Origin of the sequence: Flavihumibacter rivuli, from assembly GCF_018595685.2 — a bacterium.
Taxonomy (GTDB): domain Bacteria; phylum Bacteroidota; class Bacteroidia; order Chitinophagales; family Chitinophagaceae; genus Flavihumibacter; species Flavihumibacter rivuli.
Genome location: NZ_CP092334.1, coordinates 1328250 through 1340890 on the forward strand (window position 1 = coordinate 1328250; position 12641 = coordinate 1340890).

The 12641-nt window shown below is 48.4% G+C and carries 10 protein-coding genes; 2 read left to right on the forward strand and 8 right to left on the reverse strand.

The window, feature by feature from the left end; all coding sequences use genetic code 11:
- Positions 1–69: 69 nt before the first annotated feature.
- The 6 genes from KJS94_RS05885 to KJS94_RS05910 form a co-directional block, all read right to left on the reverse strand.
- On the reverse strand, positions 70–822 hold the full coding sequence (locus KJS94_RS05885; RefSeq protein WP_214446385.1) for a tetratricopeptide repeat protein: 753 nt from the start codon (positions 820–822) through the stop codon (positions 70–72).
- 9 nt (positions 823–831) lie between these two features.
- Positions 832–1185, reverse strand: coding sequence for a dihydroneopterin aldolase (folB, locus tag KJS94_RS05890; RefSeq protein ID WP_214446386.1), 354 nt, complete (start codon positions 1183–1185; stop codon positions 832–834).
- Between the two features lie 64 nt (positions 1186–1249).
- Positions 1250–2203 (reverse strand): thioredoxin-disulfide reductase, encoded by a 954-nt coding sequence (gene trxB, locus KJS94_RS05895; RefSeq protein ID WP_214446387.1) that lies wholly within the window; start codon positions 2201–2203, stop codon positions 1250–1252.
- A gap of 108 nt (positions 2204–2311) precedes the next feature.
- The gene (locus KJS94_RS05900) at positions 2312–3199 is read right to left on the reverse strand and encodes a DUF4249 domain-containing protein (RefSeq protein WP_214446636.1); all 888 of its coding nucleotides are present in this window, start codon (positions 3197–3199) and stop codon (positions 2312–2314) included.
- A 118-nt stretch (positions 3200–3317) separates the two neighbouring features.
- Positions 3318–4175: a sigma-70 family RNA polymerase sigma factor gene (locus KJS94_RS05905; RefSeq protein WP_214446388.1), complete on the reverse strand. Its 858-nt coding sequence runs from the start codon at positions 4173–4175 to the stop codon at positions 3318–3320.
- Positions 4176–4398: 223 nt separating this feature from the next.
- Positions 4399–5574, reverse strand: a complete 1176-nt coding sequence (locus tag KJS94_RS05910; RefSeq protein WP_214446389.1) for an AIR synthase related protein — start codon at positions 5572–5574, stop codon at positions 4399–4401.
- A gap of 107 nt (positions 5575–5681) precedes the next feature.
- On the opposite strand from KJS94_RS05910, the gene KJS94_RS05915 reads away from it, so the two are divergent.
- Complete coding sequence (locus tag KJS94_RS05915) at positions 5682–6653, forward strand: bifunctional riboflavin kinase/FAD synthetase (protein ID WP_239804307.1); 972 nt, start codon at positions 5682–5684, stop codon at positions 6651–6653.
- Positions 6654–6680: 27 nt separating this feature from the next.
- Here the strand turns inward: KJS94_RS05915 and holA are convergent, their stop codons facing one another.
- On the reverse strand, positions 6681–7679 hold the full coding sequence (gene holA, locus KJS94_RS05920) for a DNA polymerase III subunit delta (protein WP_214446390.1): 999 nt from the start codon (positions 7677–7679) through the stop codon (positions 6681–6683).
- A gap of 213 nt (positions 7680–7892) precedes the next feature.
- Here holA and KJS94_RS05925 point away from each other — a divergent pair, with 213 nt between their 5' ends.
- Positions 7893–8867, forward strand: coding sequence for a DUF8428 domain-containing protein (locus tag KJS94_RS05925; RefSeq protein ID WP_214446391.1), 975 nt, complete (start codon positions 7893–7895; stop codon positions 8865–8867).
- Positions 8868–8955: 88 nt separating this feature from the next.
- Here KJS94_RS05925 and KJS94_RS05930 read toward each other — a convergent pair whose 3' ends face one another.
- Positions 8956–12432, reverse strand: a complete 3477-nt coding sequence (locus KJS94_RS05930; protein ID WP_239804308.1) for a DUF8818 domain-containing protein — start codon at positions 12430–12432, stop codon at positions 8956–8958.
- Positions 12433–12641 lie beyond the last annotated feature (209 nt).

The following is a 12641-nucleotide window of genomic DNA, read 5'->3' on the forward strand; positions in this document are numbered from 1 at the left end:
AAGCAGGTGATGGAACAGGCTTGGGTCAGGGAACCCGGAATAAAAAAATGCCAGGATCTTTACCAGGGCCTATTGCAGGGACGCCAGTAGTTTCGCCCCTTCATCTTTAATACGCTTATCATCTTCCATGCGATGGGGCATGGCCTGGAGCTTATGGAGCAACTCCCTTGCCTTGTCGTTGCGGCCTGTTTTATGATACACCTTGGCCAGCTCAAGGTAATTGAGGTTGAAATCAGGATTCAGGGCCATGCTTTTTTCATAGCACTTGATCGCTTCTTCGTAGGATGCAGAAGGGAACCCCCCATAAAAGACCTTTACTGCCGTTCTTTTGAAGCTACCCAGGTTGGTGATCTCGTAATACCATTTTCCAAGTACATGATAACCCCTGAAATCATTGGGACCATACTTAATGGTCCTTTCCGCGTACTTCTTGATATCATTAACCGCTTCGACCTGTTTACGGCCGGCAGACACCAAGGCCATCCTTCCCATGGCCAGTGCCATTACAAAATTGGCATCAGTAGAACTTGGGTTCACTTTCAATGCCAGGTCAGCATACTTAAATGCTACTTCATAATATGTGACCTGCGTATTGTGCTCCTTTTGACGGTGTCCCAATTTACTGCTCAATTCGCTGCACTTGCATAATGCCTGTAGGTTGGTAGGCTGGGCCTTGACTACCTGCTGGTACTTAACGAATGCTTCGGCATCGCGCATACTGGCTTCCAGCGCAGCAGCCTCTTTCAGCAATTGCTGCACATCCTGGGCACCAGCCAAAACCGGCAACAACAATAGCCCTATGTATACCAATATTCTCAACAATACCTGGATTTAAAATTTGCGAACAAGGGTTATGCCAACCTTTCCCTGCATACCGGTAATAGGCGCCTGCAGTTTGAATATACTGATCTCTACCTTTTGCACCTGTGAATATTCCTGGTGGATCTTACAGATGATGCCATCAGCGAGTTCCTCCAGTAAGGGGGTTGGGGTATTCATTCTTTTCTGCACAATCCTGAACAGGTCTTCATAACTGATCAGGTGTTTCAGGTCATCCAACTTACCTTTCTTCGCTTCATAAGAAACGCTGAGGTTCACCTCGAAATTGTTACCGGTCCTTTCTTCCCCTTCATACAGGCCATGGTAGGCATGAATGATAACGTCTTTTAAATGTACGGTCAGCATAAAAAAAAATTTGGCAGCGCCTGGCTGCCAAATTATACATTTATGGGATTGATGGGCATTATTTTTATACATGCCCGGCTGCAGAAAGGAATCGTTCTGCATCAAGTGCTGCCATACAACCACTGCCCGCGGCCGTAACAGCCTGGCGATAGATCTTATCCTGAACATCACCTGCCGCAAATACCCCTTCGATATTGGTCTTAGAGGTACCGGGTATGGTCTTGATATAACCGGCTTCATCCATATCCAGCCAGTCCTTGAAGATATCTGAATTGGGCTGGTGGCCAATGGCAACAAAGAATCCGCTTACCGGAACTTCTGTTACTTCATTGGTCTGGTTGTTCTTGATCTTAACAGCGGTTACCTTATTCTCCCCTACCACTTCCTCTGTTTCGCTGTTCCAGTAGATCCTGATATTGGGGGTAGCTTTCACCCTGTCCTGCATTACCTTGGATGCCTTCATACCATCTTCGCCCTTGCGTACGATCATGTGCACGGTCGTACAAAGCTTAGAAAGGTAAAGTGCTTCTTCACAGGCTGTATCGCCCGCACCAACAATGGCTACTTCCTTACCGCGGAAGAAGAACCCATCACATACGGCACAGGCGCTCACCCCAAAACCATTCAATCGCTGTTCGCTTTCCAGGCCCAGCCATTTGGCGGATGCCCCGGTGGCAATGATCACCGCATCAGCAGTCATCATTTTCTCCTCATCGATCCAAACTTTGAAAGGCCTTGCAGAGAAGTCTACCTTGGTTGCCAGTCCGTACCTGATATCTGCTCCCATGCGGACAGCCTGCTTTTCAAAATGTACCATCATTTCCGGTCCTTGGATGCCTTCAGGATACCCCGGATAGTTCTCCACTTCTGTAGTAATGGTAAGTTGTCCCCCTGGTTGGATACCCTGGTAGAGTACCGGCTTAAGGTTGGCGCGGGAAGCGTATATTGCTGCAGTATAGCCTGCAGGACCTGAACCTATGATCAGACAGTGTACGTGTTCTGCGTTTGATTGCTCCATAATAATTGATCTGTTTACTCTTTTTACAAGGATGCCAAAAATAGTATGAAATGCGTTAAGGAAATGTGACTATACTTACCCTGCGCCCGCTATGGACCATTATCGGGATTATTTGGGGATAACCAGGGAGCGGTATTGAACTGCATAGCCACCAAAATAGCCCAGGGCACCATTGCTGATATTCCCTAGAACCCTTGTTGGCGAAGAAAAGGGATTTCCTATACTGCCATAATTGTATTCCATTGTCCGCCAGAAGTCGTAAGTAGCCTTATCGATATTGGTGAATTTAACGGTAACGGTATCACCCCTGTGGAAGAAGGAATAGGTCTCAAAATCGATCTCCTGGTTCCTGTCCACCCCCTGCTCCACCTCAATATCATAAATGGTTCCATCAACGATCTGGTCATCAAAGACAGAATTCAGGCCGGGAAAGAAATTCCCGCCATTGGTGCTGGTGAAGAAACGGATATAGTTCCCGAAACCCTTGGGGTCATTCACTCTCGCCATCAACACTACCAGGTTGGTATCGGGGTTATTAGGGGATGGCTTCCACCAAAGGGAATCGATGGTCTTGGTAAGCAGCGGAATGGTTGTGTTGCCGGTGTAGCGCTGCCCGTCCACCTGGATCTCCATGGTGTACGACTTTCCTTCCTCCCCTTTAAAGGATGGGGAAGAAACGGTTGTATCATTGGAATAGTAATAGAAGGTCCCGAAAGGGGAAGGAATGGCATACTCCTTTAACTGGTGGGTAATGGAACCATTGGATACCCGGATCACGGCATTGCGGACAAAGGAAGCCGCCAGGTCGGCCGAATCGATCTGGCTGAAATAATCAAAGCTTTTGGAAAGGACAACAACTGGAGCCTGCCCATTCTCAATAGAAGCCTCTACGACCAGTTTGGGGGCCTGTTCTTCCAGGTCAAAGTCAATATCCTTTTCGCAGGAAAGAAGGCCAATACTGGCAACTACAATGAGCCATAGATTCCGCAAGTACATTTTCAAGGAAAAGCTTTTGAACATAACAAGTATCGCCGCCAATGGTTAAAAAAAGGAATCCCGCCGAAAGCGGGATCCCTAAATTGACTGGTATAATTCTACTGCATTTAATCCTTTGTTATCCGAGATATGCTTTCAGCGCGTTGCTGTAACGGGCTTTCTGCAGGCGCTTGATCGCCCTTTCCTTGATCTGGCGGATACGCTCCTTGGTCAGGTCATACTTCTGGCCGATCTGCTCAATGGTCACGCCATTTTCGCCATCGAGGCCGAAATAAGCATTCACGATCTCAGCTTCACGTGGACTCAGGGATTTCAATACGCGACGGATTTCGTTGCGGAGGGAATCCTGCATTACGTCCTCATCGGTATCATCACTTCCTTCCAGCAGGTCACCCATGGCAACATCTTCTGCCTCATGCACAGGCGCATCCAGGGAAGTGTGACGGGTATTGCTCTGGAATATATTATTGATCTCAGTTTCGCTCATTTCGAGGATCTCTGCCAGTTCCTCAGTAGATGGCTCACGCTCATGCTCCTGTTCGAAAGCCATATATGCCTTATTGGCTTTGTTATAGGTTCCGATTTTGTTCTGGGGCAGGCGAACCAGGCGTCCCTGTTCAGCCAAAGCCTGGAGGATCGACTGACGGATCCACCATACGGCATATGAGATGAATTTAAAACCCTTGGTCTCATCGAAACGCTGGGCAGCCTTGATCAGACCCAGGTTACCCTCATTGATCAGGTCGCTGAGCGACAAACCCTGGTGCTGGTATTGCTTGGCCACAGATACAACGAATCGGAGGTTGGCCTGAACCAACTTATCCAAGGCCTTTTGGTCACCCATTTTGATGCGCTGCGCCAAAATGGTCTCCTCTTCGGGAGTGATCATCGAGATCTTGGAAATTTCCTGGAGATACTTCTCAACCGCTTGGGAATCACGGTTGGTAATCTGTGTAGCAATTTTTAGCTGCCTCATGCCTGTCTGTTAATTTGATGAATAACGCTCTATAGACACTTAAAGTTCGCCGATGGTTGTCCAAAGGGAAGTTAAAGGGCGAGAAAGGTCCAGAACTGTCTGCAAAGGTACATTCCATTTTACAGAGTTCATAGACTTTGTGGATAAATCTACCCATAAAGGGGATATTAACCGTGAAATGACGGTTTTCTGACCGAAAAAGGGCCTCTGCAATCGATTTCGGTTAATAAGTTACTACCGAACCGTCCGCTGCGGTCAGGACCAATTCCTTCTTCTCACCTGCTTCTACCCGGCCGATCACCCTACCCTCGATACCCAGGGCCTTACCAGCTTCGATCAGCTTTTCAGCCTTTTCTGCACTGGTGAAGACTTCCAGTCGCTGGCCCATATTGAATACCTGGTACATTTCCCTCCAATCTGACCCAGATGCCGCCTTCAGCAGGTTAAAGATTACCGGGGGCTGGAAAAGGTTATCCTTGATGATCTTAAACTTACCGGGCAGGTACTTCAGGCATTTGGTCTGGCCACCGCCGCTGGCATGCACCAATCCGTGGATATCGTCAAAGTATTCCTGCAGCAACACTTTCATCAGGGGGGCGTAGGTGCGGGTTGGGCTCAGGAGCAAATGCCCCATGTCAATAGCTCCAAACCCTTCCACCTCAATAGGATCGGTCATTTTGTGGGGACCGATATATACCACTTTATCATCCAGACCGGTGTCGTAGGACTCAGGGAAACCCTGGCCATAGGATTTATGCAAGGCATCGTGACGGGCGCTGGTCAATCCATTGCTGCCGAGGCCACTATTATAGGCTTTTTCATAAACAGCCTGGCCAAAACTGGCAAAACCAACAATCACATCGCCCACCCCTATCTTGTCATTGGTCACCAACTTATTCTTCGGCCAGCGGGCAGTCATGGTGCCGTTTACGGCAATGGTCCTGACCACGTCACCCACATCAGCGGTTTCACCTCCCAGGTAATGGATATTCACCCCATAACCTTTCATTTCATCAAAAAATTCCTGGGTTCCGGAAATAATGGCTTCCAGTACTTCGCCAGGCACCATTCGCTTGTTACGGTCAATGGTAGAGGAGAATAGCAGGTTATCATGAATGCCCACGCAAAGCAGGTCATCGATATTCATGACAATGGCATCCTGGGCGATACCTTTCCAAACAGAGTTATCCCCGGTCTCCTTCCAATAGAGGTAGGCCAGGATACTCTTGGTACCGGCACCATCGGCATGCATCAGGTTTACCCAGTTGGCATCCCCACCAAGGTAATCGGGGTATATCTTACAAAAAGCATTGGCATATAAACCCTGGTCCAGTTTTTCTGTAGCCTTGTGAACTTCTTCTTTCTGAGCTGAAACGCCGCGCTGGGAATAGAGACTCATGTTGATATTTTCGAAGTGCAAAGGTGGGTAAAATTGCGCAAATGGGAGGCGCTTTTGTCCAATAGATTTCCCTTTTCACTCACCAACACACTTTAAATTTCCTAGTTTTGCCCCCACTTTTCATGCAAGTCCATCGCAACATAGAACAATTGCCTGCTTTCCGGAGGGCTGTAGTGACCATCGGCACTTTTGACGGGGTGCACCGCGGACACATGCAGATCCTGGATCAACTGAAGGCCGAAGCCGCCAGGATCGGAGGGGAAACCCTGATCATCACCTTCCATCCCCATCCACGGAGGATCGTGGGAATGGCACCCGAGCCGGTTCAATTGCTGAATAGCCTACCCGAGAAGATCCGGTTGCTGGAAGCTGCCGGGATCGACCACCTTGTAGTAGTGCCCTTCACCAATGAATTTGCCCTGCAATCCGCCCGGGAATATGTAGAAGACTTCCTGGTGAAAAGGTTCACCCCGCATACCATCATCATTGGCTATGACCATCGCTTTGGGAAGAACCGCGAGGGGGATTTCCACCTCTTGGAAGACTATGCATCAAAAGGCAGCTTTTCCCTGATCGAGATCCCGGCCCATATGCTGGAAGCTTCTACGGTCAGTTCAACGCGAATCCGCCAGGCCCTGCTGCAGGGTGATGTGGAACTCGCTTCCACCCTGCTGGGTTACCCTTATTTCTTTGAGGGCACTGTGGTAAAAGGAAACCAATTGGGTCGGACCATTGGCTACCCAACAGCAAACCTGCTGATTACTGACAATGAAAAACTGATCCCTGCAAATGGTGTTTATGCGGTCACCGTTCAATTGACCGATGCTAACGGAAAAGAATATTCGAAGAATTTTCTGAAGGGCATGATGAATATCGGTGTGCGCCCGACGGTAGATGGTTTGAACCGGGTAATTGAGGTGAATATCTTCCATTTCAATGCCGACATCTATGGACATACCCTGTCGGTTACCCTGCACCACAGGTTGCGTGCAGAAAAGAAATTCGACGGACTGGAGGCATTAAAGGCCCAGCTGGCCCTCGACAAGGAGTCAGCCATGACCAGCCTTGGTAATGCTTAAATGATGATTGGGCGTAATGCCCATACCCTAGGCCATCATCTTCACCACTAGTTCCTTCATCAGGCTGCCATCAGGGGTTCCCGAGTCACGGATACCGATGCTGCGCAGGTTGTATTCATGCAGCAACAACATTACCCTTTCAACTCCTTCATACTGGTAGCGGTTGGCAGCACCTAAATAATCCTTAACGAAAAAGGGGTTTACCCCCAATGTGCTGGCGATCATTTTCTCATCCCTGGCTTGTACGCCAAAGACCTGGAAAACCTTACTGAAGAAATTATAAAGGGCTGGCAGGACCATCTGGATGGGTGCGGCCTTGGGGTTGCCTTCAAAATACTGGATGATGCGAATGGCCTTGGGCAGGTCCTTACGAGCCAGCGCATCCTGCAATTCAAATACATTGTATTCCTTGCTTACACCAACATATTCTTCAATGTCATCTTCGGTTATGTTTTTCCGTGAGCCGAGGTTCAATGACAGCTTATCGATCTCGTTATCGATCCTGCTCAAGTCGTTGCCAATATGGTCAACCAGCAGGTGCAGGGCTTTCTGGCTAATGGACAGGCCCTTCGAGGCGACCAGCTTTTCCGTCCAGTCCGGCAGCTGGTTATCATACATTTTCTTGGTGCTCAGTACTTCCCCCTTTTCCTTCAGGATCTTGGCAAGTTTACTGCGGCCATCGAGTTTCTTTTCCTTGTGACCCACTACAAAAACAGTGGAAGAAAGGGGATTATTGATATACCCTTCAAGTTTATCAATATCCTTCATCTGCTGCGCCTCTTTCAGCAATACCACCTGGCGTTCTGCGAACATGGGATAACGCATGCAGGCATTCACCACATCGGCCCAGTTGGCCTCCCTTCCATAGAAAACAGTCAGGTTGAATCCGGCTTCCGCTTCGGTCAGCAGGTCATGTTCCGCTGTTTGCATCAGCTTATCTATATAGTAATCCTCCTCACCCTCCAGCCAATAAACCGGTTTGAACTGCTTCTTTTTCCAATCACCCAGGATTTTTTCTACCGACATGCATCATTTTTTTGAAGATTGCAATTATAGGAATTAATTTTATAGAGCCATTCCAACCCTTACCCCGATTACTTCCGTAACTCCTTGACAATCCATTCTTACCGCCTTTAAAAAATTTCTGGCACGGTTTTAGAAAGCCCTATGTCGTCTGTTAACAACTAAACCTGAAAAATTCATTAACCATTTTATCTAAATCGAAAAAAAGGATAACAAATGAGTACTACTAACTACCCCTCGGCTACCCCACAGCAAGAACCCAAAAAAGATTACAAGGGCCTCATCATTGCCTTGCTGGCAGCTGGTTTATTAGGCACCTGGGGTTACTTGTTATGGAACAACAACAAGAATGAGCAGACCATTGCTCAGAAAGATCAAACCATAGCCCAGGTTACCGATGAGAAGACTGAGGTTCAGCGCAACTTTGATGCAGCACTGGCCCGTTTGGATTCCGTAACCGGCAGCAACAACGCCCTGCAGGGTCAGCTGACCGAAAGGAACAGCGAGATCTCTAAATTGAAGGGTGAGATCCGCAGCATCCTGAACAAGCGTAACGCTACCCAGGCAGAATTGAAGAGGGCAAAAGATTTGATCGCAACCCTTAACGATAAGGTTGCCGGTCTCGAGCAGGAAGTTGCCCGTTTGACTGCAGAAAACCAGCAGTTGAACACTGACCTGACTTCTGAGAAAGCAAAAACAACCCAGTTGACCTCTGACCTGGCTACTACTACCAGTGCCAAGCAGGAACTGGAGAAGACAGTTGATGTAGCTTCTACCCTGAATGCTTACAATATCGCGATCACCCCGATCAACGAAAAGAAGAGTGGTAAGGAGAAAGTTACTTCTACTGCCAAGCGTGTAGATAAGCTGGTTGTTTCCTTTGATGTAGACAACCGCATCGCTCCCGCCGGTAATGCAGATGTATACGTGATCGTAACAGGTCCTGATGGAAAGATCGTTTCCCAGCAGGCAATCGGTTCCGGTTCTTTTACTACCCGTGAAGAAGGCGAGAAGACCTACACTGCAAAGGTTCCCGTGAAGATCGAAACCGGCAAGAAGTCTCCTGTAGAGTTTGGCCTGAAGACTGGCTCTGAGTTCCAGCGTGGCAACTACAAGATCGAGATCTATAACAACGGATTCAAGATTGGCGAAGGCACCCGCGAACTGAAGAAAGGCGGACTGTTCAGCTAAAAATAAAAAAGCTGCCCTGGGGCAGCTTTTTTATTGGAACATATTTCTAACCCCTCACCCAACCGTGAGGGGTTTCTTTTTGGGTCATTTACAGCAAAGCCCTTATGCCTGCCCTTCCGATATGCACCACCCTTGCTGTTCCCGGTTTCCTTCCTTCATATTGCATATTCAGCTCAAGGTTCCTGCCCAGGCGCTTGGTCAGGTCAAGGTTCCAAAGGAAGTTCCTGCCTGGTAACAAACCATCCAGCATGATGTAACTAACTGATGTATTGGTAGGGTAAGGATAACTGATATTGGTATAGGTGAATTTCCCTTGTAATGAAGCGCTCTGCAACAAATTATACTTCACTTCAGTGTTTACGGAATGTGATTGGTATTGCTCCTGGGCCCCTCCCCGGTTTTTCTTGTCGTTATAACGGTAACCCGTAACCGCACGGAAGCTTGCCCCCTTGGTAAAAGTTAGTCTTGGCTCCAGCGCATACTGCTTCAGGTCATAGTTTCGATTATCAAACTTTGCATTGCCGCTGATAACCTGGTTCTCCCCCTTCTTGCCAATCAATTCAACCGTGAAAAGCCTGCCAATATTCACCCTTCCGCGCATCGTCCACTCCGTTATAGCCCGGCTTTCAATACCATACGTAAGCAATACCTTGCCCCTGTTGCGGTTATTGCTGATGTCGAATCCCCATTTGGTACTGAATCGGTTGAAGGCCAGGCTATTCACCCAGATATTGGTAAGGTTGATCAATCCTGAATCATTGAAACTGTTCTCAAAAGGATTCCACTGGCTGATACCATCTGCCTCCTGCTTGGTAAATAGTTGTAGCGAAGACTGGAGGATGACCCTGCCAAGGAACTTTTTCAAACCCCTGGACTTGGATGGGTCAAAATACATCCTGGGATTAAGGGTCAGGCTATAGTTGAAGGTTGAATAGGATGCCTTGATGTATTCATTGGTTGGTGTAAAGATCCGGATGAATTTAGCCTGGTCTGTGAACAAGGCCACTTCAAATTCATTCAATTGCTGGACGCCATCATTGTTATAATCGAACCAGGCGAATTCTCCCTGGCCAGCGGGAACTTCCAGGAATGAAAAGTCCCTTTTCTGTTCCTGCCCCGCTCCCAGTTCATACAACAGGTTTCCTGTCAACATCCCTTTCCATTCATTTACCAGGTATTCCGCCCTTCCCAGCAAACTCTTGTCACTATTGCCATTAGTGCTGGTCTTCTGGATCACATCAAGTATCCGGTAGGTGGCATTGAGCCGGAATTGGTGCCGGGGATTGGCCAACAGTTCTGTCTTGATGCTGAAGTTTCTGCTCTTGTCCGTATCCAGCAGCTCCTTCCCAAAAGGCAATTTATCCTTACGGGTATAATAAGTTAAACCCCAGGTGTTGCGCTTCCTTTCATCCGACTTGATATACACCTGCATGATATCAAAGGAAAAGCTGGTAGGGGTCAGCGTATCGGCAGCCTTATCCCTGAACTCATTGTGTTCAAGCGCATAACTGAATCCAAGGGAATAATTCTTGAGCCTGCTGAAGGACTTGGCCAAGTCAATCGTCGGGCGAAGGAAATAGCCTTTATCCAGCGAGTTCTCAGACTGCGTATAGGCAAACTGGTTGTTGAAACGCCAGCCTTTCAATTCCTGTACATGAAAGAGACTGTTCCGGATTCCATTGAATCCATCGCTCCTGTTGTAACCTGTAAGCTGGTAACGCAGCTTGTTCTGTTTGGTATCAAACAATTCAAGCCCGGCATTATAGATGGTTTCATCGGCGGGTGTTACTTGCAAGGGCAGGCCCCAGTCACGCGTAAACTCTACATTCCGCAGGCGTTCCAGGGGTTTAAAGCTCGACTCCACCCATTCGAACCCTCCATCTCCCTGGAGATTCAGTTGCTTATTCAAGGGGAGTATATGCTTTAGTTGAAGCTTGGCAGCAAGGCCCTTGTCATTATCCTTATCCTTAGCCGAAAAGGTATTAACATCATAACGGCTATACCCAAGGTCAGCGGAAACCATTGTCTTATCAGAAACATAGTAATCACCTCCAACAGTGACCACCCGCTGGGTCTTGGGAGTTACCAGGTAAGTGGCCGGCTCATACCTTCCCTGTGGCTGTCCGTTGATAGGTTCAACCCACCTGTATACCTTACCATTGGCTGCATTCAGGTCCGGAACATAGTTTCCCCTTCCCTCACCCACATCAACAAACGAAAGGTTATACCGGGCACTATCCGGATTGGTGGAATACACATAGATGGAATCAGGTCGACCGTTCAGAGTGATGTATTCCCGTTTGTAAAGGATCTTTCCCGGTGCAAACGTATCAATGGCCGCAACGGGGTAATAAGCATATTGGATGCTATCGCCCAATATGCCCAGGAAATTCTTCTGGCTGGCATCCAGCGTCTGGTTGATAGGTGAATTCTTCGCATCGTTATTGGAAAAGGCAGCCATACGCAGCCTGAACTTACCGGAGAAATCCGTTTCATTGGCAAGGTAAAGGTTGGTGTTAAGGTAATTCCGGTCGGCATACTCAAACTCCACCTGAATCCTGCGATCCTTGTTAATCATGCGTCTTGGCGTGAACCTGATCTCTGCGGTGTTGTAGTTGATGACATAGTCACGGTCTTCCCCACGCTGCAATAGTTCCCCATCAATGTATACCCTTTCCGTTCCTGCCAGTACCACGAAAAAGAGTTCGTTATTGGCCCCCTGCAGGCGATAAGGTCCCTGGTTGCCTTCCAGCCCCTGTAAAATATTACGGGTGAACTTACCTTTCGCGATGGCCCCGCTGACCAGGGTATGGTTGGTAACCTTGCTCCCAAGGCGGGAAGTATTCTCAAAAGAAGCACCCTGCAAACGCTTGTAGAAGTTCAGGAAATAATTCCTGTTCTGCCGGATATCGATATCACCCAGGCTAAGGTTCCAGGCATCCTTCCTGAACTGCAAAAAGATGCGGTCAAATTCATTCAGCTGTTGGGTTGTTCCATCGGGTTGAATAGGGATATTGTTGTCGGTAATGGCTGCCGCGATCTCAATACTATCTGCCAGGTAACCGTTGATCTGTAGGTTCAGGGTAGAACTGACTACAGCATCCTGGCTGTTACCAAAAGAGATGCCCCTTCCGAAGCTACCGGAATAGGTAATGTTCCCGAAGTTGAAGAAATCCCCTTCACCAGCTTTCTGGCCGGTATTCCCCCTGATGACGACCTGTGCGACCTGTTGGTTCAGCAGGCTGTCAAAATCCATCCTGCTTGCCTTTGCATTGAGCCGGGTTGAAAATACTCGGTAGCGGACCAGAATAGAATCGAAGGGCGGCAAGGTCTTCCAGGTGATCGTAGCATTCAGCCAATCGATGGAATAAAGGGAATCTGCAAGACCGGTAACCTGGATGGTACCGGGAACCAGGCTAAGGGAATCCAGCCTGAAGGGAGACTGTTGTACCGGCACTTTCTTGATCCTAAGATTAGATAGCTGTTGCGGACGGGCCATTGGTTCCTGCCCAACAGCCCCAAACACAGAAGTAAGCAAAAGGATACATATCAACAGCCGTCTCAACAAGCACCAGGTTTATTTATAGCGTTTAAAAATAGCATTTATTGCCCGAAACCCAGCTCCGTTTTCCCTTTCCAGTTCCGACCCGTTTCCGACCCGTCTCCGACCCGTTTCCGACCCGTCTCCGACCCGGCTCCGACCCGGCTCCGACCTGCTCCGTGAAAACACCCTCCCTGCGCAAGGTAAAGGCCACAAAAAAGGCCGGCAAGCCG